Genomic DNA, 23,616 nt, shown 5'->3' on the forward strand with positions numbered 1-23,616 from the left:
CTTGCCCGCAGGCATGAAAAAGCCCGGCACAAGGGCCGGGCTTTTCACATCAGGCTATCGCCAATCAGTTGCCGTACACCGGCAGCTTCTTGCAGATGGCCTTGACCTTTTCACGTACGGCGTCGATGACGGCGTCGTTGTTCAGGTCGGCGAGGATGTCGCAGATCCAGCCGGCCAGTTCTTTACACTCGGCTTCTTTGAAGCCGCGGGTGGTGACGGCCGGGGTGCCGAAACGCAGGCCCGAGGTCACGAACGGCGAACGTGGGTCGTTAGGTACCGAGTTCTTGTTGACGGTGATGAAGGCTTTGCCCAGGGCGGCGTCAGCATCCTTACCGGAGATTTCCTGCTTGATCAGCGACAGCAGGAACAGGTGGTTCTGGGTGCCGCCGGAAACGACGTCGAAACCACGCTCGATGAACACGCTGGCCATGGCCTGGGCGTTCTTCACCACCTGCTGCTGGTAAGCCTTGAACTCAGGCTGCAGGGCTTCCTTGAAGCAGATGGCCTTGGCCGCGATGACGTGCTCCAGCGGGCCGCCCTGGGCGCCCGGGAAGACGGCGGAGTTCAGCTTCTTCTCGATGTCGGCGTTGGCACGGGCCAGGATCAGGCCGCCACGCGGGCCGCGCAGGGTCTTGTGGGTGGTGGTGGTGACCACGTCGGCGAACGGCACCGGGTTCGGGTACACGCCAGCGGCAACCAGGCCGGCAACGTGGGCCATGTCGACGAACAGGTAGGCACCTACTTTGTCGGCGATGGCGCGGAAGCGCGGGAAGTCCAGGACCTGCGAGTAGGCCGAGAAGCCGGCAACGATCATTTTCGGCTTGTGCTCGACGGCCAGGCGCTCGACTTCGTCGTAGTCGATCAGGCCGTTGGCATCGATGCCGTACTGGATGGCGTTGTACAGCTTGCCCGAGGAGCTTACCGAAGCACCGTGGGTCAGGTGGCCACCGTGGGCCAGGCTCATGCCCAGGATGGTGTCACCGGCCGACAGCAGGGCCAGGTAGACAGCGGCGTTGGCCTGGGAGCCGGCGTGCGGCTGAACGTTGGCGTAGTCGGCACCGAACAGCTCCTTGGCGCGGTCGATGGCCAGTTGCTCGACCACGTCGACGTACTCGCAACCACCGTAGTAACGCTTGCCCGGGTAGCCTTCGGCGTACTTGTTGGTCAGGACCGAACCCTGGGCTTCCATGACGGCTGGGCTGGTGTAGTTTTCCGAAGCGATCAGCTCGATATGCTCTTCCTGGCGCAGAGCTTCTTGCTGCATGGCTTCGAAGAGCTCGGCGTCGTACTTGGCAATGGTCAAATCACGGCTGAACATAACGGTCCTCAAGGATCGGGCTGAATTGGGGGGGCATTCTAACCGATTGATTCGCGCCTGGCATATGAAGTGGCATCAAGTCGCGGACCAATGGCTTTCATGTTGCATCCCGCGCCCTGCCTGGGCTGGATGGGGGCGGGAGTTGACTTTGAAGTCCGCTTTCAGCAGGCCAGGGCCGCGCCAGCGGGCACCGGATCACTGGAACATGAACAGCGTCTCGTTGCTGAACTGCGCCTCGAACTGGCTGGCCGGCATCGGCCGCCCGAACAGGTAGCCTTGCACCTCATCACAGCCATGCTCACGCAGGAACTCCAGCTGCTCGTGGGTTTCGACGCCCTCGGCGATCACCGCCAGGTTCAGGCTGTGCGCCATGGCGATGATCGCCCGGGCAATCTGCGCGTCCTGCTCGCCCTCGGGCAGGCCGTCGACGAAGGTGCGGTCGATCTTCAGCACGTCGATGGGGAACTGCTTGAGGTAGTTGAGCGACGAGTAGCCGGTGCCGAAGTCGTCCACCGCAATGCTCAGGCCCAGCACCTTCAGGCTGTCGAGTATCTGCATCGCTTCGTTCACATCGCGCATCAGGATGCTTTCGGTCAGCTCCAGCTCCAGGCACGCAGGCGGCAGGCCGGTTTCTTCGAGCACGGTAGCGATGCGCTTGCCCAGCTGGCCGTCGGAGAACTGCCGGGCCGAGATGTTCACTGACACCTTCGGCACGCGCACCTTGGCCTTGTGCCAGGCCTTGAGCTGGCGGCTGGCCTCGCGCAGCACCCAGTCGCCGACATCCACCACCAGCCCCAACTCCTCGATCACCGGGATGAAGTCGCCCGGCGGCACCAGGCCGCGCGTGGGGTGGCGCCAGCGCAGCAGCGCCTCGGCACCGGTCAGGCGCTTGCCGTCGCCGCTGAACTGCGGCTGGTAGTAGAGGATGAATTCGTTCTGCTCCAGGGCATGGCGCAGGTCGCTTTCCAGCTCCAGGCGCTCCAGGGCGCTGGCGTTCATCTCGGCCTGGTAGAACTGGAAGTTGTTCTTGCCGCGCTCCTTGGCGTGGTACATGGCGGTGTCGGCGTTCTTCATCAGTTGGCTCAGTTCGCCGCCGTCCTGCGGGCTGAGGGCGATGCCGATACTGGCGGTGACGAAGAACTCGCGGCCTTCGAGCACGAATGGCCGCACCAGGCTGGCGAGGATGTTCTCGGCCACATGGATGGCGCGGTTGAGCGCCATTTCGCGGGTGGCGCGCGATTGCAGCAGCAGGGTGAACTCATCACCGCCCATGCGCGCCACGGTGTCGTCATCGTCGACACAGGCCAGCAGGCGCAGGGCCATGTCCTTGAGCATGCGATCGCCCGCGGCGTGGCCCAGGGAGTCGTTGATCGGCTTGAAACGGTCCAGGTCGAGGAACATCAGTACCACCCACGACTTCTGCCGCTCAGCTTGTTGCAGGGCGGTGTGCAGGCGGTCCTGGAACAGCGTGCGGTTGGGCAGGTGGGTCAGGGCATCGTAGTAGGCCAGGCGATGAATGCGCTGTTCGCTGGCCTTGCGCTCACTGATGTCAGTGAAGAAACACACGTAGCTGGCCAGGTCGCCCTCGTCATCGAGCACCGCGGTTATACCGACCCAGGCTGGGTAGTGCTCGCCACTGCGGCGCTTGAGCCACACTTCGCCTTCCCAGCTGCCGCGCAGGTGCAGCTGTTTGAGTACGTAGCGCAGGTGGCCCTCCTGCTGGTCGTCCACAGTCAGCATGCTTGGCAGCTGGTCGAGCACATCGCTGACCGAATACCCGCTGACCCGGCTGAACGCTTCGTTGGCCTGCACGATGTAGCCGGCCGGGTCGGTGATGAGGATGGCCGAGGTTGAGTGTTCGAAGACCGTGGCGGCCATGCGCAGGTCTTTTTCCGCACGGCGTTGCTGGCTGATGTCCCGGCCCACGCCCAGCACACCCTCGAAGCGCTCGCGGTCGTCCCACACCAGCACCAGGCGCAGCTCGATAGGGATCTTGCGGCCATCGGCGCGCAGGCAGTCGAACAAAAACAGCTGGTTGGGCAGGTGCTGGCGCAGTTGTGCCAGCTGTTCCCGGTCGCCCATGGCCTTGCTGACCCGTTCCATCAGGCTGTAGATGCCGGTGAGCTGGGACGGGTTGGCGACGATCGACTGCCAGCCGTTTTCAAAGATCCAGTCGGTGTTGTAGCCCAGCACTGCCTGCACCGAGGGGCTGACGTAGTTGAGCTGCAGCTTGCTGTCGGTGGAGAAGATCACATCGCTGATGCTTTCGGCGAGCATGCGGTAGCGCTGCTCGCTGTCGCGTAGCGACTGGCTGGCCTCGATCTGCACGGTGACGTCCTTGCCCACACCGATGATGCGGGTAACCTGGCCATCGCTGTCGCGGGTCAGCACTTGTTCACGGATGTCGTAGCAGCGCCAGCCGCCGTCACGGTGGCGGAAGCGCAGTTGGCAATGCAGGGACTGGCCGTGGCCGTTGACGCGTTGCTGCTGGCGCAGGGCCTGGTAGTGCGCCGCATCCTCGGGGTGCAGCAGCAGCTCCCAGAAGCGCTCGCCCATCTGCGCAAGCTCGGTGCGGTCGTAGCCCAGGGTCTGGCCGAGGTGGCGGTTGCTGAAGATCATCCGCTGGCTGAGCACGTCCTGCACGTACAACTGGTCGGGCACGGTACGCACCACGTCCGACCAGAAGCTTTCGCGCTCCAGCAGCGACAGCTCCACCTGCTTGCGGCTGGTGATGTCGCTGATGCTCAGGATCACCGCCTGGTAGTCGCGGCGCTGTTCCGGCAGCCGCGCCATCAGCCACAGGTGCAGCTCACCGCCCAGGGGGGCGGGCAGGCGCACTTCCAGTTCCAGCAGCGGGCGCTGCTCGATCAGCGCATCGATCAGTTGCATGCCGACGCTGTCACGGCCGTCGCCGCTGCCGTCGATCAGCCGTTGCCAGGCGCCTGCGTGGCAGTCGACGTTGAGCAGCTGGCGCGCCACTTGGTTGATTTCGGTGATCTTCAGTTCCAGCAGCAGCGAGCGGCGCAGGCTGGAGTCGAGTGCCAGGCTCTGCTTGAGCGCGGCGAGGTTGCGCAGGTGGTAGCGGTCAAGCTGGCCGGGCAGGCTGGAGAGGTCGAGCACGCACAGGGCTACGCCGGTGCCCTCGAAGATTTCCTGGTAGCGCCGGCGGTCCTCCTGCAGGGCGCGCTGGCGGCGGCGCATGTTGATCAGCGCCAGTACCGGCAGCAGGGCACAGAACAGCGCCAGCAGGCACTTGCCCAGCAGTGCCGGCAACAGTTTCTGCTGGGCAAGGCCGGCATCGAACAGGCCCCGCAGCTGCCAGACACTGTTGTCGATGAAGACCAGCATCACGCTTTGCAACGGCTGGTTGCTGGTCTGCGCTGGGGCGTGGCGTTCCAGCACCTCGCCGCTGCGGCTGTTCTCCAGCAGCCACAGGGGGTGCCCGGGGCCGTCCAGGTGCTGGGTCAGGGTGCGGTAAAAATCGTTGGACAGGCGCAGCAGCCAGTAGCCGCGCCCCTGCTCGGTGGCCTGGCGCAACAACAGGTAGACGGTGCGGTTGTCCGCCGAGTTGGCGAAGAAATAAGGCCGGCCCTGGTTCAAGCCGAACAGCTCGTCAATCAGCGGGCGGTCGGGGCTGCCGGCCAGGCTGTCGCCCTGTAGCCGCCCACTGTGGTCCAGCCAGGCCAAGTCGCGCAGGTTTGGCAGGCGCTCGCGCAGCGTGTCGAGCAGGCTGGGCAAGGCGGCAGGCGACGGCGCTTTGACATACGGCTGCACCACATTCAGCGCCTGCTGGGCCTTGAGCGCCATGTTCAGGCCCAAGTGGTCTGCCAGTTCGACGCTTGCGTCCAGGTGCTGCTGGCGCTGCTCGGCCTGGGTGTGACGGAACTGCGAGAACAGTTGCCAAAGCAGCAAACCCAGCAGCAGCAAAGCCAGCAGGGCCAGCGCACCTTTGACCGAGCCGCGCACCGGAGCGGCTGGGGCCGGCGTGACAGTGCGCGGCGAGGACGGATGATTGAGATTGGTCAAACCTTGGTCCTGCTATTGGGCTGGCGACGGCAGGGATTGATATGCACGGTGTATGCCGGTGCCTGGGCGACCGCACCGCGGTTGCGCACTATAAGGCCGTATACCCGAAACGGGCTAGCATGCCTGTCATTATGGCAAAGTGCCAGCCCTGCTATCGGGTGCCGATGGTCGCGATGAAACCTGCCCGTTCGGCAATGCCTTGCTTGCTGTGCGAGAATGCCGCCCGCTTCAATGACAACGCATCGGAGATGTTCGGTTTTGGTTACTCACTTTTCCACCAATGGCCTCGATTCCGCCTGTGGGCGCAGCAGTCAGACCCTTGTCAGCACTGCCGTGACCGAGGATGTATCCTGCAAGTCGTGCCAGCGTTCGCTGGTCAAACCTGAGGCCTCGGCCTCGAAAGCCAAGGCGCCGTCGCTGGCCGAGCTGCGCAAGACCGCCAAGGCGGCAGTAGCCCCGGTCGAAGCTGGGGCTGAGGCTGCAGTGAAACCGGCCAGCAAGGCCGTGAACAAACCTGCCGCCAAGCCGGCCAAGGCTGCCGAGCAGCCTGCCCGCCAGGGTGGTTTCAGCGTGAAATCTGCCTGGGCCGCGCGCCTGGCCGGGCAGGGCGACCGTTGCCGGTTGCCGCGGGGCAAGGCAAAGCAGCGTCACGTCTGATCTGTGTGGGGCCAGCACCGGCCTCACCGCCGCCAATGGGCCGCACAGCGGCCCTGTTGACCCCACCATCCGACCACCCTGTGCAACGCGGCGCGTTGGCGTAGAATGGTCGACTTTGTTCAATGACACCCCGTAAACACATCCGCCTGGCCACCTGGCCGGGGCGATCGTCGATGTCTTTACCTATCTGATTAGAGGGCTTGGTTTTGGCTCAATACGTCTACACCATGCATCGGCTGAGCAAGGTCGTGCCGCCGAAGCGGGAAATTCTCAAGAACATTTCCCTGTCGTTCTTCCCGGGCGCCAAGATCGGCGTACTCGGCCTGAACGGCGCGGGTAAATCGACCCTGCTGCGGATCATGGCGGGCGTCGACAAGGAATTCGACGGCGAAGCCCGTCCGATGCCCGACATCAACGTCGGCTACCTGCCCCAGGAGCCGCAGCTGGACCCGAGCAAGACCGTACGCGAAGTGGTCGAAGAAGCGGTCAGCGTGATCAAGGACGCCCAGGCCCGCCTGGACGAGGTCTACGCTGCCTACGCCGAACCCGACGCCGACTTCGACAAGCTGGCCGCCGAGCAGGCCAAGCTCGAATCCATCCTGCAGGCTGCCGACGGCCACAACCTCGAGCGCCAGCTCGACGTCGCCGCCGACGCCCTGCGCCTGCCGGCCTGGGATGCCCGCATCGAACACCTGTCCGGTGGTGAGAAGCGCCGTGTGGCCCTGTGCCGTCTGCTGCTGTCGGCACCCGACATGCTGCTGCTCGACGAACCCACCAACCACCTGGACGCCGACTCGGTGGCCTGGCTGGAGCGCTTCCTGCACGACTTCCCGGGCACCGTGGTAGCGATTACCCACGACCGTTACTTCCTCGATAACGTCGCAGGCTGGATCCTCGAACTGGACCGCGGCGCCGGCATCCCATACGAAGGCAACTACTCGGGCTGGCTGGAGGCCAAGTCGGACCGTCTGGCGCAGGAATCCAAGCAGCAGAGCGCCCACGAGAAGGCCATGAAAGAGGAACTGGAGTGGGTGCGCAAAGGCGCCAAGGCCCGCCAGTCCAAATCCAAGGCCCGTCTGCAGCGCTTTGAAGAGATGCAGTCGCAGGAATTCCAGAAGCGCAGCGAAACCAACGAGATCTACATCCCGGCTGGCCCGCGCCTGGGCGACAAGGTCATCGAGTTCAAGAACGTCTCCAAAGGCTATGGCGACCGCGTGCTGATCGACAACCTGTCGTTCGCCATGCCTAAAGGTGCCATCGTCGGCGTGATCGGTGGTAACGGTGCCGGTAAGTCGACCCTGTTCCGCATGCTGATGGGCAAGGAACAGCCGGACTCGGGCAGCATCGAGATCGGCGAAACCGTGCAACTGGCCTGTGTGGACCAGAGCCGCGAAGACCTGGACGGTGCCAAGACCGTGTTCCAGCAGATCTCCGATGGCTCCGACATGATCCGCATCGGCAACTACGAGATCCCGTCGCGCACCTACGTTGGCCGGTTCAACTTCAAGGGCGGCGACCAGCAGAAGTTCGTCAAGGACCTCTCCGGTGGTGAACGTGGCCGTCTGCACCTGGCCCTGACCCTGAAAGAGGGCGGCAACGTGCTGCTGCTCGACGAACCGTCCAACGACCTGGACGTCGAAACCCTGCGTTCGCTGGAGGAAGCCCTGCTGGACTTCCCGGGCGCCGCGATCGTGATTTCCCACGACCGTTGGTTCCTGGACCGTGTGGCTACCCACATCCTGGCGTACGAAGACGACTCGAACGTGGTGTTCTTCGAAGGTAACTACACCGAGTACGAAGCCGACCGCAAGAAGCGCCTGGGCGACGCCGCTGCCCAGCCGCACCGGGTACGGCACAAGAAGCTGGCCCAGTAAGCCGGTTTCCGATGCACAAGAATGGGGCCCTCAGGGGCCCCATTTTTGTGCCTGGCATGAAGTGGCCTGTCCCGCCAGGCGGGCTGATCGGCCATCGGAAGGCACCTTGTTTTGTATACACTTATATAAAACGCACCAAATAATTTCATAAAAACGACATTTCGCCCTATTCCAGTGCGATTGCTTCTTGGTACATTCCAGAAAAAACCAATAAGTCCAATCCCTCTTGGTGAGATGTCTACCCATGATCGAATCTGTCGACCATTTCCTCGAGCGCCTGAAGCAGCGCGACCCGGCCCAGCCCGAATTCCACCAGGCGGTGGAAGAAGTGCTGCGCAGCCTTTGGCCGTTCCTCGAAGCCAACCCACACTACCTGCAGGCCGGCATTCTCGAGCGCATGGTCGAACCCGAGCGCGCGGTGCTGTTCCGCGTGTCGTGGGTCGATGACCAGGGCAAGGTTCAGGTCAACCGCGGCTACCGCATCCAGATGAGCAGTGCCATCGGCCCCTACAAGGGCGGCCTGCGTTTCCACCCCTCGGTAAACCTGGGTGTGCTCAAGTTCCTGGCCTTCGAACAGGTATTCAAGAACTCCCTCACCTCGTTGCCCATGGGCGGCGGCAAGGGCGGCTCGGACTTCGACCCCAAGGGCAAGAGCGACGCCGAAGTGATGCGCTTCTGCCAGGCCTTCATGAGCGAGCTGTACCGCCACATCGGCGCCGACCTGGACGTGCCTGCCGGTGACATCGGTGTGGGCGCCCGCGAGATCGGCTTCATGTTCGGCCAATACAAGCGCCTGGCCAACCAGTTCACTTCGGTGCTGACCGGCAAGGGCATGACCTACGGCGGCAGTCTGATCCGCCCTGAAGCCACCGGCTATGGCTGTGTGTACTTCGCCGAAGAAATGCTCAAGCGTCAGGGCCTGCGCATCGACGGTCGTCGGGTGGCAATTTCCGGTTCCGGCAACGTTGCCCAGTACGCTGCGCGCAAGGTCATGGACCTGGGCGGCAAGGTGATCTCGCTGTCCGACTCCGAAGGCACCCTTTACGCCGAAGCCGGCCTGACCGACGCCCAGTGGGACGCCGTGATGGCGCTGAAGAACGTCAAGCGTGGCCGCATCAGCGAACTGGCCGATCAGTTCGGCCTGGAGTTCCGCAAGGGGCAGACGCCATGGAGCCTGCCGTGCGACATCGCCCTGCCGTGTGCCACGCAGAACGAACTGGGCAGCGAAGACGCCCGCACCCTGCTGCGCAATGGCTGCATCTGCGTAGCGGAAGGTGCCAACATGCCGACCACGCTGGAGGCTGTGGATATCTTCCTGGAGGCTGGCATCCTGTACGCACCGGGCAAGGCATCCAACGCCGGCGGCGTGGCCGTTTCGGGCCTGGAGATGTCACAGAACGCCATGCGCCTGCTGTGGACCGCCGGTGAAGTGGACAGCAAGCTGCACCACATCATGCAGTCGATCCACCATGCTTGCGTGCACTACGGTGAAGAGGCCGATGGCAAGATCAACTACGTGAAAGGCGCCAACATCGCCGGCTTCGTCAAAGTCGCGGACGCGATGCTGGCCCAGGGCGTGGTCTGATTCGAAAGATTGGGGCTGCATTGCAGCCCATTCGCCGGCAAGCCGACTCCCACACCTAATGCATTGTTCTTGAGAACAACGCGGTACCTGTGGGAGCCGGCTTGCCGGCGAATGGGTCGCGCAGCGGCCCCTTTGTTTCAGGCCTCACCCACGATATCCATCACCTCGATCACCTGGTCCCCCGCCGGCCGCCGCCAAATCACTTCATCCCCAGGCCCTGCGCCCAGCAATGCCCGCCCCAATGGCGACCCCCAATTGATCAGCCCCCGGCTGGCATCGGCTTCATCCTCCCCAACCAGTTGCACGGTCTGTTCCTGCCCCTGCTCATCGGCAAACCGCACCCGGCTGCCAATCTGCACCTTGCTGGTCGAGGTGGCAGCTGGCACCACCTGCGCGCTCTGCACCCTGGCGCTGAAATAACGCAAGTCACGCTCGGCATCGGCCAGGCGTTGCTTGTCGCCCTGTTCGCCCAGGGCCTGCAGCTCGGCACGCAAGGCATTGAGTTCGGCCACGCGCTGCTGCAGCTGGCGCAGGCCATTGGTGGTGACGTAGTTGGGCTGGTCGCTGACGTGCCGCTCCACCGGCTGGTCGGCCTGGGCGGCGGCTTGGTCCTCGTTGACGAATGCGCGGCTCATAGGGACCTCCTTTTGCTCAAAACAGCGTGAAAGAGCCGGTGGGTTCACACTCGCCGGCCTTGATGCGGCCGTCGTAGGAGCGGCCTTGTGTCGCGAAAGGGCTGCGCAGCGGCCCCGGCATTACTTGCCACGCCATAGGCCTTGGGGCCGCTGCGCGCCCCTTTCGCGACACAAGGCCCCTCCTACGAAGAGCAGGGCGCGTCAGTAGTGATACCACTTCAGCTCCAGCATCACCTCATTCTGGGCAGTAGCCAGGTGGCTGAACTCCCGTGAGGCACTCAGCCTCAGCCCCAGGTTCTGGCTGATCTCCCACTGCTGGTTCAGGCTCACACTGCGCCGCACTTCGCCATTGGTGAAGTAATCGCCTTTGGCTTCCAGTGTCATGTTGCCCAGCCCGTTGCGCCACAGCAGCCCGCCATTGAACCCCGCCGCCGGGGCGATGAACTGGGCGAAGTCGTTATGGTGCTCGACCCGCACCGTGCCCAAGGCAAAGCCCAGCAGCCCATCGGCCAACTGCCAGGTGCCGCCGGCACCGCCGTTGACATGGCTCACCAGCACTTCGTCGTCATGCTTGCCCGGCACCCGCTCCAGGCCACCGGCGACCTGCCACGACCAAGGCTTGAGCAGTTCGTTGCGAGGGGTCAGCGAGCGAATGGTGGCCAAGTCCAGGCGTTGCACTTGCCAGTCGTTGCCTTCGTACTGGCGCACTTTGAGCTGCAGGATCTCGATCTGCGCGCCGAGCGGGAAGCCGTAGGCATTGTCGTTCAGGTCGTGATACGCCATGCGCAGCCCGTATTCGGCATAGGCGCGGTCTTCCCGGGTGCCGACGCCTAGCTGCCAGGTGCGTGAGTCGTGCCCGTCCTCGGGCAGGCCGGGGCGTTCAATTTGCAGGGGCGGTGGCGGGTTGCGGTTGATCGCCCGCAACAGCTCGAAGCTGCGCCGTGCCTGGCCGGGGTCGCGCTCCTGGCCGTTGGCTCGGTAACGTTCCAGGCGGTAGGCGGCATCCTGCACCAAGGCCTGGCGCTCGCGGGGCAGGGCGGTGAATGCCGGGCTCTGCAACTGCGCAGTGTCGGCACTGACGGCCAGCACCTGGCGCTTCTCATCGAGGTCCAGCGGTTCGGCCCGGGCCAACAACTCCCGTTCACGCGAGGGCCGGTAGGTCTCGCTGGCGACCATGCCCGACTGTTTCACGGCCTTGACCGTGTCGGTGGGGATCGCGGTCAGCGGGAACTGCGAGGTCAGGTCCAGGCTCGGCCGCGCCACCTGCAGCAGTTCCAGCAGGCGGTAGGAGCAGTTTTCGTCGAAGAAGAAGTAATCGAACTGGACCTGCTTGAGTTCCCACACATGCTCGACCATGCGCCCGGTTTCTTCCGGCGTGAGGTCCAGCTGGTACTCCCACAGGTCGCGGTTTTCCAGGCTGCGGTATTCCGACAGTTTTTCCTGGTAGGGCATCAGGGCAAACAGCCCGGGATAGCCGCCCATCAGGCCCTTCCAGGCGTATAGGATGCTGTTGTCGCTACCTTCGATATAGGCGCCGAAGTTGATGGCGTAACTCAGCAGCGTGGTGTCGTCGCTGCGCGTGTTGGACTGGTCGATGCGCAGCAGGGTATGGCCGAACATCGATGACGGGCTGTTCAGGTAGGCCGCCGGGAAGATCAGTGCCGCGCTGTGCGGGTCGACCGATTTGTACCAGGCCTTGAACTCCTGGCAGTCCGGCTGCGGCAAACCTTGCAGGCCCAGTTGCTCGGTCAGCCAGCGGGTGCGTGCGGGGAACACGCATTGGGCATGCTTGTCGCCCAGGCTGGCCGGGGCATACAGCGCTTGCACCGTAGCCCGCAGTTCCTGGTCCGGGTGGTGCGCACCGTCCTCGGCGAGGAAGAATTTGCGGTCGTCTACATAGCTGCGCCAGCCGCCGAGCTTGGCGGTTTCGTAATGGCCCAGGGCAATCCAGTAGGGGGTATTGGCCAGTTGCTGGAGACGGCCTTCATCCAGCGCAGGCGCGGCATGAACAGGGGCGCAGGCACACAGCGCCAGGTAAGCGAGGCGTTTGAGCATGTCGGGCAACTACTTCTTAACGATGCCGATAAAAAGGCGAAAACCCGCCCCGAGCGGGGCGGGAGCAGCTGCGCTTAGGCCTCGGTAGCGTACTTGGCCAGGCGTGGGTCGTTCTTCAGAACGGCCAGGGTGTTGCTGTGGACAGTTTCGGCATTCACGTCAGCGCTGCTGAAGATCTGGTTGAAGTGCTGGTGGGTGACCGAGTTGAAGTAGCCGCGGTCTTCCGGCGCCACACCCAGTACCACCGCGTAGGTGGTGAGTGCTTCGCCCTGGCCCATGGCCATGTCTTCGGACAGTTCGTTCATCATGCCATTCATGGCGAACCAGGACTTGCCGCCATAGGTCAGCGAGGCCTTGGTGGAGCAGCCGTTGGTGCCGGAGGTCATGCCGAAGGTGGCGTTACCGGACGTACCGTTGGTGGTGGATGCCAGGAAGTGAGCCGGCGTGCCGCGCTGGCCTTCGAACAGCATGTTGCCCCAGCCGCAGTTCGGGCCGCCTGGCGCTTCGGCCATGGCATTGAGTGAGACTACGGTGAACAGAGTACCCAGAAGAATCCGTTTCATAGCATTTGTTCTCTATTTGTCTTAACCAAGGGTCAGGGTTGCTGGCAACTCGGTTGCCAGGTCGGGAAAGCTTTTCACCCACCCGCGCAGCTTGGAGTTTAGGCACGATCTAAAGGTTGCGTCGTTGATTGCGAAAAATTTGCTTGAGTCGCTAATCGATACTGCGACATAAAGTCCCGCTGAGCCTTGCAAGGCGCGCGCGGGCAGCGCCAGAATGCTGCGTATCTGCCCCGCCGAAGTAAGGAAACCCAATGCCCGATCCCGTCGCTGCGCGCCTGCGTCTCGCGCCTGAAGCTTTGACCAGGCGTTTTTCCCCCGAGCAGTTTGCCTTTGCCAATACCGACGATCTGGAGCCGTTTCGCGGAGTCCTGGGCCAGGAACGTGCTGTCGAGGCCCTGCAGTTCGGCGTGGCCATGCCACGCCCTGGTTACAACGTGTATGTGATGGGCGAGCCCGGCACCGGGCGCTTCTCGTTCGTCAAGCGCTACCTCAAGGCCGAGGGCAAGCGCCAGCAGACCCCGGCCGACTGGGTCTACGTCAACCACTTCGATGACACCCGCGAGCCACGGGCACTGGAGCTGCCGTCGGGCAGCGCCGCAGAATTCATCAGCGACATGGGCGGCCTGATCGACAACCTGCTGGCGACCTTCCCGGCGGTGTTCGAGCACCCGTCCTACCAGCAGAAGAAGGGCGCCATCGACCGCGCCTTCAACCAGCGTTACGACCGCGCCCTGGATGTCATCGAGCGCGCCTCGCTGGAAAAGGACGTGGCCCTGTACCGCGACGCCAGCAATGTCGCCTTCACCCCGATGGCCGACGGCAAGGCCCTGGACGAAGCCGAATTCGCCCAGCTGCCGGAAGAAGTCCGCGAGCAGTTCCACGAGGACATCGCCTTCCTTGAAGAGCGCCTCAATGAAGAACTGGCAAGCCTGCCACAGTGGAAGCGCGAGTCGAACAACCACCTGCGCCAGCTCAACGAAGAAACCATTACCCTGGCGCTGCAGCCATTGCTGGCGCCGCTGTCGGAAAAGTACGCCGAGAACGCAGCGGTGTGCGCCTACCTGCAATCGGTGCAGTTGAACCTGCTGCGTACCGTGGTCGAGCAACTGGTCGATGACAGCAAGACCGACGCCGTGGCGCGCAAGCTGCTCGAAGAGCAATACGCCCCAAGCCTGGTGGTCGGCCACCACGCCGTCGGTGGCGCACCTGTGGTGTTCGAACCGCACCCGACTTACGACAACCTGTTCGGGCGGATCGAATACAGCACCGACCAAGGGGCGCTGTACACCTCCTACCGCCAACTGCGCCCAGGCGCGCTGCACCGTGCCAACGGTGGCTTCCTGATCCTTGAAGCGGAGAAGATGCTCGGCGAGCCGTTCGTCTGGGATGCGCTCAAGCGCGCCCTGCAGTCGCGCAAGTTGAAGATGGAGTCGCCGATCGGTGAGCTGGGTCGTGTCGCCAGCGTCAGCCTGACGCCGCAGATGATCCCGCTCAACGTCAAGCTGGTGATCATCGGCTCGCGTCAGCTGTACTACGCGTTGCAGGACCATGACCCGGACTTCCAGGAGATGTTCCGGGTGCTGGTGGATTTCGACGAAGACATGCCGATGGTCGACGAGAACCTCGAGCAGTTCGCCCAGCTGTTGCGCACCCGCACCAACGAGGAGGGCATGGCGCCGCTGACCAGCGATGCGGTGGCGCGCCTGGCCACCTACAGCGCGCGCCTGGCGGAAAACCAGTCGCGCCTGTCGGCGCGTATCGGTGACCTGTTCCAGCTGGTCAGCGAGGCCGATTTCATCCGCCAGCTGGCCAGTGACGAGATGACTGACGCCGGGCATATCGAGCGTGCGCTCAAGGCCAAGGCCACCCGCACCGGGCGCGTTTCGCAGCGCGTGCTCGACGACATGCTCGCCGGCATCATTCTGATCGACACCGAAGGCGCCGCTATCGGCAAGTGCAACGGCCTGACCGTGCTGGAGGTCGGCGACTCGGCGTTCGGCATGCCAGCGCGCATTTCCGCCACCGTCTACCCGGGCGGCAGCGGCATCGTCGACATCGAGCGCGAGGTCAACCTGGGCCAGCCGATCCACTCCAAGGGGGTGATGATCCTCACCGGTTACCTGGGCAGCCGCTATGCCCAGGAATTCCCCTTGGCGATTTCCGCGAGCATCGCCCTGGAGCAGTCCTACGGCTATGTGGACGGTGACAGTGCCTCGCTGGGTGAGGCGTGCACGCTGATCTCGGCATTGTCGCGCACCCCGCTCAAACAGTGCTTCGCGATCACCGGCTCGATCAACCAGTTTGGTGAAGTGCAGGCGGTGGGTGGGGTCAACGAGAAGATCGAAGGCTTCTTCCGCCTGTGTGAGGCCCGTGGCCTGACGGGCGAGCAGGGTGTGATCATCCCGCGCGCCAACGTGGCCACACTGATGCTCGATGAGCGTGTGCTGCAGGCGGTCGAGAACGGCGTGTTCCACGTCTATGCGGTCAGCCAGGCTGACGAGGCGCTGAGCCTGCTGGTGGGTGAGGACGCCGGGGAGCAGGACGAGCAGGGCCAGTTCACCGAAGGCAGCGTCAACGCCCGGGTGGTCGAGCGCTTGCGCGAGATCGCCGAGATGATCAGCGAGGAAGACATCGAGAAGGCGGAAAAGGAACGCCTGGAAGAGGTGATTGCCCAGGCCAAGCCAGCCTGAGTCAATAAATCGGCGCTAGCGGCCATGTGCTACCGTTCAGCGCCGGTTTTCCATCTTTTTGCGCCGCTATTCTATGCTGGAACTTAGGACGGTATCAGGGTTCAGGATGGAAACAGCCCGAACGTTTCGAGCTGAATACGGCTTATTGGAGGGGGACGCGGCCATGCGCAACCTCTGCCTCACTCGCCAGTGCCTGGGCCTGGTGACGCGTATCGAATGCAGCATTCGCCCGCTGGCCGGTGATAACGGCATGTGGACCTTGCTGTTCGCTGCCGGCATGGCCGGTGAACAACCCTCAGCCATCAAGGCCCAAGGGCCGTTCCATGGGCCGTTGGTGGCCGAGTCGGTGCTCAACGCCATTGTCGACAGCCTGACCCTGCATGGGTACCAGGTGGCCGAGGATCCGCAGATCTGGTGCCTGCACCTGCAGGCGCAGTTGCGCCGGATCAACGGTGAACGTTGTCGCAACCTGGGGGATTACCAGTTCCATCCTGAAACCTGAGCGCCTCTTCTGGCCCAATCGCCGGCAAGCCGGCTCGCACTGGGGCCTCACTGCTTACCAAGGCAGTGGTGTACCTGAGGTAGCCGGCTTGTCGGCGGTTGCGCTGCACGGCAGCCCCCTTCAGGCCGGGCTTTTGCTGTAACAGGTGGCTGGCTATACTCGGCGTCGCTTTTTTAGTCACCTGACGAGTCCCAACCCTCCATGGAACGTATTCTCGAAAACGCGATGTATGCCTCGCGCTGGCTGCTCGCCCCCATCTACTTCGGCCTGTCCCTCGGCCTGTTGGCCTTGGCGCTGAAGTTTTTCCAGGAAGTAATCCACGTCCTGCCCAACGTCTTTGCCCTGAGCGAAGCCGACCTGATCCTGGTGATCCTGTCGCTGATCGACATGTCGCTGGTGGGCGGCCTGCTGGTCATGGTGATGATCTCCGGCTACGAGAACTTCGTCTCGCAGCTGGACATCGACGACAGCAAGGAGAAGCTCAACTGGCTGGGCAAGATGGACTCTTCGTCGCTGAAGATGAAGGTCGCCGCCTCGATCGTGGCCATTTCCTCCATCCACCTGCTGCGGGTGTTCATGGACGCGCAGAACATTTCTACCGACTACCTGATGTGGTACGTGATCATCCACATGACCTTCGTGGTGTCGGCGTTCTGCATGGGCTACCTGGACAAAGTCACCAAGCACTGAGTGCTTTCGGGCCCCATCGCCGGCGTACCGGTGCTGGGGCCAGCGCGGCCCAACTGACGAGCGGCGTCAGCAATGCCTTGTGTATTCCCTGGTCCTGTACGAAAAATGAGCACTCATGCCTGGTTCCAGCAGCGAGGTGCTCTCATGAACCTGCATCAGCTCAATACCGAGGCCAGGGCCGGCCATGTCGACGAAGTGAACCTGATCGCCATCGAAGGTGGTGATTATCTGCTCGAGGCCCGCATCAAGGGCCACGCCCACCCCCTTGCCGATACCCGCGGTGAACGCCTGCGCGTGCACTCGGTGGAAGACGCCCGCAAGTTGCTGCAAGCCATCCCGATGGTCTCGATGAACCTGGTGCACTGGTCTGTGCAGGACGAAATGTGCGGCATGGGTTCGCACCCCGAAGAAGACCTCAAGGTACCCATTTCCCAGCGTTCGGCCTGGTAGCTGCTCGCAGCTTCCCAGTGTGCTAGGCTGCTCGCCCTTTTCATCAAGGGCGCGGCTGCACTGCGCCCTGCAGTGGAGCACGACAATGTCCGAACTCAACCTGTCCACCGACGAAACCCGCGTAAGCTACGGCATCGGCCGTCAGCTGGGCGGCCAGCTGCGCGACAACCCGCCACCGGGCGTCAACCTGGAAGCGATCGTGGCCGGCCTGACCGACGCCTTCAACGGTGCCGACAGCCGCGTCAGCGAAGCCGACCTGTCGGCCAGCTTCAAGGTCATCCGTGACGTGATGCAAGCAGAAGCTGCTGCCAAGGCTGAAGCTGCGGCTGCCACCGGCAAGGAATTCCTGGCCGAGAACGCCAAGCGTGAAGGCATCACCACCCTCGCTTCGGGCCTGCAGTTCGAAGTGCTGACCGCTGGCGAAGGCGCCAAGCCGACCCGCGAAAGCAACGTGCGTACCCACTACCACGGCACGCTGATCGACGGCACCGTGTTCGACAGCTCCTACGAGCGTGGCCAGCCGGCTGAATTCCCGGTCGGTGGCGTGATCGCTGGCTGGACCGAAGCCCTGCAGCTGATGAACGCTGGCAGCAAATGGCGCCTGTATGTGCCGAGCGAGCTTGCCTACGGCGCCCAAGGCGTTGGCAGCATCCCGCCGCACAGCGTGCTGGTATTCGACGTCGAGCTGCTCGACGTTCTGTAATGCCTCTGGGGCCGCTTTGCGGCCCATTCGCGACACAAGGCCGCTCCTACAGGCCCATGATGCTCTTGTAGGGGCGGCCTTGTGTCGCGAACGAGGGCAAAGCCCTCGCTATGCCGATCAATTCCAGTCTGTTCCCACCGGGCGCAATGCTCGCGCATAGCAAAACAGGAACAGATTGCGCACCAGCTCCTTGAGCACCACCGGCTCACTCGAATTCAGCCCGCTCATGTCCAGGTCGCCCTGGTCACGCAGCTCGTCGAGCGCTTCTTCTTCGAGCATGGCGCACACTTCGCCGGTTTCGCGATGCAGGATGCGCAGGTAAGGGTGGGGGCGGTCCAGCCAGGCGTCGATCAGATAAGTCATGGCTATTCTCCTTGGATAGCAGTCCAATGAGAATAATTCTTATTATCAAAATAGCAAGAGACTATTGGCTGTTTTTTATGTAATCAGACCTTGCGCACGAATTCCGACTTCAGCTTCATGGCGCCAATGCCGTCGATCTTGCAGTCGATGTCGTGGTCGCCGTCGCACAGGCGGATGTTCTTGACCTTGGTGCCGACCTTGACCACCAGGGAGGAGCCTTTGACCTTGAGGTCCTTGATCACGGTGACGGTGTCGCCGTCCTGCAGCACGTTGCCCACCGAATCCTTTTTCACCACGTCATCGCTGCCGGCATCGGCTTCGCCGTTGGCCGACCACTCGTGGGCGCATTCGGGGCAGATCAGCTGGGTGCCATCCTCGTAGGTGTATTCAGAATTGCATTTGGGGCAGGGCGGCAAAGTGCTCACTTCGGTTCCTTAAACAGACAGACGGTTAAAGGCCCATATTGTATAAGGTTTTAACGGGGAAGTGTTTTTGTCCGTACAAATGCATCGCGGGCAAGCCTGCTCCTCTGGAACCACGCGGATCCTGTGGAGCGGGCTTGCCCGCGAAGAGGGTGGCGCGATCTTAGTGTGTGCGCGCTACCGCAAACTCACTCAGCTCGACCAGTGCATCCCGGTATTGGCTGGCCGGCAGCACTTCCAGGCACTCAATGGCCCGCTTCACGTAATCACGTGCCAGCTGCGCGGTGTAGTCCAGCGCACCCGAAGCTTCGACCGCCACGCGGATCTGCTCCAGGTCTTCCAGGCCACCCTTCTGGATCGCCTTGCGCACCAGTGCAGCCTGCTCTGGCGTGCCTTCACGCATGGTGTAGATCAGCGGCAGGGTTGGCTTGCCTTCGGCCAGGTCGTCGCCGACGTTCTTGCCTAGGGTCTGCGAATCGCCTTTGTAGTCCAGCAGGTCGTCGACCAGCTGGAAGGCCACGCCCAGGTGGTCGCCGAAGGTGCGCAGGGCCTCGCGCTGCTCGTCGGTGGCACCGGCCAGCGCGGCTGCGCTGTGGGTCGAAGCCTCGAACAGCATGGCGGTCTTGCCGCGGATGACCTCCATGTACACCTCTTCGGTGGTGCTGGCATCGCGCACGCGCGACAGCTGCAGCACTTCGCCTTCGGCGATCACCCGGGTGGCCTTGGAGAGGATCTGCATGACCGGCATGGAGCCCAGCTCGACCATCATTTCGAACGAGCGCGAATAAAGGAAGTCGCCCACCAGCACGCTCGGTGCGTTGCCCCACAGGGCATTGGCGGTGGAGCGGCCGCGGCGCATGCCGGACATGTCGACCACATCGTCGTGCAGCAGGGTGGCGGTGTGCAGGAACTCGATGGTTGCGGCGAGCAGGCGCAGGTCGTCACCCTCGCGGCCCAGGGCCTTGCCACACAGCAGCACCAGCAGGGGGCGCAGGCGCTTGCCGCCGGCCGACGTGATATAGTCGCCGATCTTCGATACCAGCGGCACGCGCGAGGTCAGCTGCTTCTTGATGATCTCGTCGACGGCGCTGAAATCGTCAGCTACCGCGCGGTAGAAGGTTTGGGGTTGCATCGGCTGCTCCAGTGAGGTTGCGCGGCATGCTAGGTCGCGGGTCCCGGTGTGTCAAGGCGCGCCGCCCGGTGAGCGGGGCCGGTACTTGCAAGCAAAACCCGGGTTGCGTACAATCGCGCACCCTAACTTCCTGGGCAGCACCTGCCTTACGCAATTGCGCCGGGCCGTTCCAGCCCTGTGCAGCCATGCCAGCCAATACTCATCATATAAAGCGCTGGGTGAGCAGGATTATCGGAGAAATACCCATGTCTTACGCAGTAATCGTTACCGGCGGCAAGCAGTACAAAGTCGCTGAAGGTGAATTCCTCAAAATCGAAAAGCTGGAAATCGCCACTGGCGAATCCGTGACTTTCGATCGCGTTCTGCTGGTTGCCAACGGTGAAGAAGTCACCATCGGCGCTCCAGTCGTCGCTGGCGCTAAAGTTGTTGCCGAAGTCGTTTCGCAAGGCCGTCACGATAAAGTACGCATCATCAAGTTCCGTCGTCGTAAGCACCACATGAAGCGTATGGGCCACCGCCAGTGGTTCACCGAGATCAAAATCACCGGTATCCAGGCTTAATCGCTCAGATCCCCTGAATTTATTTGGAGAATTGAACCATGGCTCACAAGAAGGCTGGTGGTAGTACTCGTAACGGTCGCGACTCAGAATCGAAACGCCTTGGCGTGAAGATGTATGGCAGCCAGGTCGTCAAGGCCGGCAACATCATCGTCCGTCAGCGCGGCACCCAGTTCCACGCCGGCTACGGCGTTGGCATGGGCAAGGATCACACCCTGTTCGCCAAGATCGAAGGCGTGATCAAGTTCGAGAAGAAAGGCGAGTTCAACCGCCGTTACGTGAGCATCGTCGCCGCTTAATCGCGACGTCGCTCCAGAAGCCCCGTCATGCGACGGGGCTTTTTCGTTTGTGGTGAGCCTCTTGCAAAGCTGTTTGTATGGGCTGCCGGCGTGGGTTTCTTCGGTCGTACGGGGCCGCCGCGCTCATTTTTGCAAGAGCCTCAGGTTTTTTAGTATTCAGCTCGTCGGAAGGCGAGAGGCGGTTTTTGAATGAAGTTTGTTGACGAAGTATCCATCCGGGTCAAGGCCGGTGATGGCGGTAACGGTTGCATGAGCTTCCGCCGCGAGAAGTTCATCGAGAACGGTGGCCCCAACGGGGGTGACGGTGGCGATGGCGGCTCGGTTTACATGGTGGCCGACGAAAACCTCAACACCCTGGTTGACTACCGCTATACCCGTCACCACGAAGCCCAGCGCGGCGCCAACGGTGGCAGCACCGATTGCACCGGCAAGAAGGGCGAGGACCTGTTCCTGCGTGTGCCGGTCGGTACCACGGTGATCGACGCCTCCACCCAGGAAGTGATCGGTGACCTGGTCACCCCTGGCCAGAAGCTGATGGTCGCCCAGGGCGGCTGGCACGGTCTGGGTAACACCCGTTTCAAATCCAGCACCAACCGTGCGCCGCGCCAGACCACCCCAGGCAAGCCGGGTGACCAGCGCGACCTGAAGATGGAGCTGAAAGTCCTGGCCGACGTGGGCCTGCTGGGCCTGCCGAATGCCGGCAAGAGCACCTTCATCCGTTCGGTGTCGGCCGCCAAGCCGAAGGTCGCCGACTACCCGTTCACCACCCTGGTGCCGAACCTGGGCGTGGTCAGCGTCGACCGCTGGAAGAGCTTCGTCATCGCCGACATCCCTGGCCTGATCGAAGGCGCATCCGACGGTGCCGGCCTGGGTATCCGCTTCCTCAAGCACCTGGCCCGTACTCGCGTGCTGCTGCACCTGGTCGACCTGGCGCCGCTGGACGGCAGCAGCCCGGCCGACGCCGCCGAAGTGATCATCAACGAGCTGACCCGCTTCAGCCCGTCGCTGACCGACCGTGAGCGCTGGCTGGTGCTGAACAAGGCGGACATGCTGATGGACGACGAGCGCGACGAGCGCGTCAAGGAAGTGGTCGAGCGTCTGCAGTGGGAAGGCCCGGTCTACGTGATCTCGGCCATCGCCAAGCAGGGCACCGAGCAGCTCACTCACGACCTGATGCGCTACATCGAAGACCGCGCCGATCGCTTGGCCAATGACCCGGCCTACGCTGAAGAGCTGGCCGACCTCGACCAGCGCATCGAAGACGAAGCCCGTGCCCAGCTGCAGGCCCTGGACGACGCCCGTACCCTGCGTCGTACTGGCGTCAAGAGCGTGCATGACATCGGCGACGATGACGCGTGGGACGATGATTTCGAGGACGACGAAGACGGCCCGGAAATCATTTACGTGCGCGACTGACCGGTTGCAGTACACTAAACGCCGCTCTCTGGAGCGGCGTTTTTGTATCCACGGTATCTACAGATTCGACATAGGTTGGAAGAGAAGATGCGAAGCAAGGTGACTGGCGCCAAGCGCTGGGTCGTGAAGATCGGTAGTGCGCTGCTCACGGCCGATGGCAAGGGCCTCGACCGCGGTGCCATGGCCGTATGGGTCGAGCAGATGGTTGCCCTGCGTGAGGCGGGTGTTGAGTTGGTGCTGGTGTCCTCCGGGGCCGTGGCTGCCGGCATGAGCCAGCTGGGCTGGACCGCACGACCGAGCGCGATGAACGAGCTGCAGGCTGCCGCTTCGATCGGCCAGATGCGCCTGGTGCAGGCGTGGGAGTCGAGCTTTGGCGAGCATGGCAAGCACACCGCGCAGATCCTTCTGACTCACGACGACCTGTCCGACCGCAAGCGTTACCTCAACGCCCGCAGCACGCTGCGTACGTTGGTCGACCTGGGCGTGGTGCCGGTGATCAACGAAAACGACACCGTGGTTACCGACGAGATCCGCTTCGGCGACAACGATACCCTGGCCGCGTTGGTGGCGAACCTGGTCGAAGCCGACCTGCTGGTGATCCTCACCGACCGTGACGGCATGTTCGACGCCGACCCACGCAACAATCCAGAGGCACAGCTGATCTACGAGGCCCGTGCCGATGACCCGTCGCTCGACGCCGTAGCCGGTGGTACCGGCGGTGCCCTGGGCCGTGGCGGCATGCAGACCAAGTTGCGCGCCGCACGCCTGGCAGCCCGTTCCGGCGCCCATACCATCATCATCGGTGGCCGTATCGAACGCGTACTCGACCGCCTCAAGGCTGGCGAGCGTCTGGGTACCCTGCTGTCGCCTGAGCGCGGCATGCTGGCGGCGCGCAAGCAGTGGCTGGCTGGGCACTTGCAAACCCGCGGCACGCTGGTGCTGGACGCCGGTGCGGTTCAGGCCCTGCGCCAGGCCAACAAGAGCCTGCTGCCGGTAGGCGTGAAGACCGTCCAAGGCAGCTTCCGCCGTGGCGAAATGGTGGTGTGCGTAGGCCCGGACGGCCTTGAAGTGGCGCGTGGCCTTGCCAACTACAGCGCGCTGGAAGCACAGAAAATCATTGGCCAGTCGTCCGATGCCATCGAGTCCCTGCTTGGCTACAGTGCCGAGCCGGAGCTGGTCCACCGCGACAACCTGGTGCTGGTATGAACATGCTCAAGCGCGTGATTGCCGTGGCAGCCCTGGCGCTGCCGATGCTGGCAGGGGCCGAGGAAATCGGCCAGGTATCTACTGTGTTCAAGTTCGTCGGGCCCAACGATCGCATCGTGGTCGAGGCGTTCGACGACCCCAAGGTCGAAGGTGTGACCTGCTACCTGTCGCGCGCCAAGACGGGCGGAGTGAAGGGTGGCCTGGGCCTGGCCGAGGACCGTGCGGAGGCGTCGATTGCTTGCCGCCAGGTCGGGCCGATCAACTTCAAGGGTGAGTTGAAAGACGGTGAGGAGGTGTTCAAGGAGCGCACCTCGCTGGTGTTCAAGACCATGCAGGTGGTGCGCTTCCTGGACAAGAAGCGCAATACACTGGTGTACCTGGTGTACAGCGACCGCATGATCGAAGGCAGCCCGCAGAATGCGGTGACGGCGATTCCGATTCTGCCTTGGGCTCACTGATACTTTAGGGGAGGC

The 23,616-nt window shown here is 63.1% G+C and carries 21 protein-coding genes; 13 read left to right on the forward strand and 8 right to left on the reverse strand.

Annotation, left to right across the window (positions count from 1 at the left end):
- Positions 1 to 64: 64 nt before the first annotated feature.
- Together glyA and IWW33_RS14895 are read right to left on the reverse strand one after the other, a co-directional pair.
- A complete protein-coding gene (glyA, locus tag IWW33_RS14890) occupies positions 65 to 1,318 on the reverse strand; it encodes a serine hydroxymethyltransferase (protein WP_012316314.1) in 1,254 nt (417 codons plus the stop codon).
- A gap of 195 nt (positions 1,319 to 1,513) precedes the next feature.
- Entirely contained in the window at positions 1,514 to 5,344 is a 3,831-nt protein-coding gene (locus IWW33_RS14895) for a GGDEF and EAL domain-containing protein (protein ID WP_174141597.1), read from the reverse strand.
- A gap of 258 nt (positions 5,345 to 5,602) precedes the next feature.
- On the opposite strand from IWW33_RS14895, the gene IWW33_RS14900 reads away from it, so the two are divergent.
- From IWW33_RS14900 to gdhA, 3 genes are all read left to right on the forward strand, one after another.
- Positions 5,603 to 6,001, forward strand: a complete 399-nt coding sequence (locus tag IWW33_RS14900; RefSeq protein WP_046784618.1) for a hypothetical protein — start codon at positions 5,603 to 5,605, stop codon at positions 5,999 to 6,001.
- 206 nt (positions 6,002 to 6,207) lie between these two features.
- The gene (gene ettA / locus IWW33_RS14905; RefSeq protein ID WP_012316311.1) at positions 6,208 to 7,875 is read left to right on the forward strand and encodes an energy-dependent translational throttle protein EttA; all 1,668 of its coding nucleotides are present in this window, start codon (positions 6,208 to 6,210) and stop codon (positions 7,873 to 7,875) included.
- A 244-nt stretch (positions 7,876 to 8,119) separates the two neighbouring features.
- On the forward strand, positions 8,120 to 9,460 hold the full coding sequence (gene gdhA, locus IWW33_RS14910) for an NADP-specific glutamate dehydrogenase (protein WP_046784598.1): 1,341 nt from the start codon (positions 8,120 to 8,122) through the stop codon (positions 9,458 to 9,460).
- 137 nt (positions 9,461 to 9,597) lie between these two features.
- Here gdhA and IWW33_RS14915 read toward each other — a convergent pair whose 3' ends face one another.
- The 3 genes from IWW33_RS14915 to IWW33_RS14925 all read right to left on the reverse strand — a co-directional run bounded on the left by IWW33_RS14915 (position 9,598) and on the right by IWW33_RS14925 (position 12,713).
- Positions 9,598 to 10,095 (reverse strand): GreA/GreB family elongation factor, encoded by a 498-nt coding sequence (locus IWW33_RS14915; protein WP_046784597.1) that lies wholly within the window; start codon positions 10,093 to 10,095, stop codon positions 9,598 to 9,600.
- A 201-nt stretch (positions 10,096 to 10,296) separates the two neighbouring features.
- Positions 10,297 to 12,150, reverse strand: a complete 1,854-nt coding sequence (locus IWW33_RS14920) for a DUF4105 domain-containing protein (RefSeq protein ID WP_046784596.1) — start codon at positions 12,148 to 12,150, stop codon at positions 10,297 to 10,299.
- A gap of 74 nt (positions 12,151 to 12,224) precedes the next feature.
- Positions 12,225 to 12,713: a DUF3015 domain-containing protein gene (locus IWW33_RS14925; protein ID WP_012316307.1), complete on the reverse strand. Its 489-nt coding sequence runs from the start codon at positions 12,711 to 12,713 to the stop codon at positions 12,225 to 12,227.
- Positions 12,714 to 12,964: 251 nt separating this feature from the next.
- Between IWW33_RS14925 and IWW33_RS14930 the strand changes: the two genes are divergently transcribed.
- The 5 genes from IWW33_RS14930 to IWW33_RS14950 all read left to right on the forward strand — a co-directional run bounded on the left by IWW33_RS14930 (position 12,965) and on the right by IWW33_RS14950 (position 17,748).
- A complete protein-coding gene (locus tag IWW33_RS14930; protein WP_046784595.1) occupies positions 12,965 to 15,403 on the forward strand; it encodes an ATP-binding protein in 2,439 nt (812 codons plus the stop codon).
- A 163-nt stretch (positions 15,404 to 15,566) separates the two neighbouring features.
- On the forward strand, positions 15,567 to 15,905 hold the full coding sequence (locus IWW33_RS14935) for a hypothetical protein (RefSeq protein WP_012316305.1): 339 nt from the start codon (positions 15,567 to 15,569) through the stop codon (positions 15,903 to 15,905).
- Positions 15,906 to 16,106: 201 nt separating this feature from the next.
- Positions 16,107 to 16,595, forward strand: coding sequence for a TIGR00645 family protein (locus IWW33_RS14940; protein ID WP_012316304.1), 489 nt, complete (start codon positions 16,107 to 16,109; stop codon positions 16,593 to 16,595).
- Positions 16,596 to 16,739: 144 nt separating this feature from the next.
- Positions 16,740 to 17,045: a DUF6482 family protein gene (locus IWW33_RS14945; RefSeq protein ID WP_046784593.1), complete on the forward strand. Its 306-nt coding sequence runs from the start codon at positions 16,740 to 16,742 to the stop codon at positions 17,043 to 17,045.
- Positions 17,046 to 17,130: 85 nt separating this feature from the next.
- A complete protein-coding gene (locus IWW33_RS14950) occupies positions 17,131 to 17,748 on the forward strand; it encodes an FKBP-type peptidyl-prolyl cis-trans isomerase (RefSeq protein WP_012316302.1) in 618 nt (205 codons plus the stop codon).
- 117 nt (positions 17,749 to 17,865) lie between these two features.
- Here IWW33_RS14950 and IWW33_RS14955 read toward each other — a convergent pair whose 3' ends face one another.
- From IWW33_RS14955 to IWW33_RS14965, 3 genes are all read right to left on the reverse strand, one after another.
- The gene (locus tag IWW33_RS14955) at positions 17,866 to 18,111 is read right to left on the reverse strand and encodes a hypothetical protein (protein ID WP_039603155.1); all 246 of its coding nucleotides are present in this window, start codon (positions 18,109 to 18,111) and stop codon (positions 17,866 to 17,868) included.
- A gap of 83 nt (positions 18,112 to 18,194) precedes the next feature.
- Positions 18,195 to 18,536, reverse strand: coding sequence for a zinc ribbon domain-containing protein YjdM (locus IWW33_RS14960; RefSeq protein ID WP_012316300.1), 342 nt, complete (start codon positions 18,534 to 18,536; stop codon positions 18,195 to 18,197).
- Between the two features lie 160 nt (positions 18,537 to 18,696).
- The gene (locus tag IWW33_RS14965) at positions 18,697 to 19,665 is read right to left on the reverse strand and encodes a polyprenyl synthetase family protein (RefSeq protein ID WP_039603156.1); all 969 of its coding nucleotides are present in this window, start codon (positions 19,663 to 19,665) and stop codon (positions 18,697 to 18,699) included.
- A 245-nt stretch (positions 19,666 to 19,910) separates the two neighbouring features.
- Here IWW33_RS14965 and rplU point away from each other — a divergent pair, with 245 nt between their 5' ends.
- The 5 genes from rplU (at position 19,911) to IWW33_RS14990 (ending at position 23,601) form a co-directional block, all read left to right on the forward strand.
- The gene (rplU, locus tag IWW33_RS14970; RefSeq protein WP_008092021.1) at positions 19,911 to 20,225 is read left to right on the forward strand and encodes a 50S ribosomal protein L21; all 315 of its coding nucleotides are present in this window, start codon (positions 19,911 to 19,913) and stop codon (positions 20,223 to 20,225) included.
- 38 nt (positions 20,226 to 20,263) lie between these two features.
- The gene (rpmA, locus tag IWW33_RS14975; protein ID WP_008092023.1) at positions 20,264 to 20,521 is read left to right on the forward strand and encodes a 50S ribosomal protein L27; all 258 of its coding nucleotides are present in this window, start codon (positions 20,264 to 20,266) and stop codon (positions 20,519 to 20,521) included.
- 189 nt (positions 20,522 to 20,710) lie between these two features.
- Positions 20,711 to 21,937, forward strand: coding sequence for an Obg family GTPase CgtA (cgtA, locus tag IWW33_RS14980; protein WP_012316298.1), 1,227 nt, complete (start codon positions 20,711 to 20,713; stop codon positions 21,935 to 21,937).
- A gap of 87 nt (positions 21,938 to 22,024) precedes the next feature.
- On the forward strand, positions 22,025 to 23,143 hold the full coding sequence (gene proB, locus IWW33_RS14985) for a glutamate 5-kinase (protein ID WP_012316297.1): 1,119 nt from the start codon (positions 22,025 to 22,027) through the stop codon (positions 23,141 to 23,143).
- Positions 23,140 to 23,601, forward strand: a complete 462-nt coding sequence (locus tag IWW33_RS14990; protein WP_039603157.1) for a CreA family protein — start codon at positions 23,140 to 23,142, stop codon at positions 23,599 to 23,601. Before proB ends, IWW33_RS14990 begins: the two co-directional genes overlap by 4 nt.
- Positions 23,602 to 23,616: the final 15 nt, after the last annotated feature.

Source organism: Pseudomonas sp. M2 (assembly GCF_015751845.1).
GTDB lineage: Bacteria > Pseudomonadota > Gammaproteobacteria > Pseudomonadales > Pseudomonadaceae > Aquipseudomonas > Aquipseudomonas putida_E.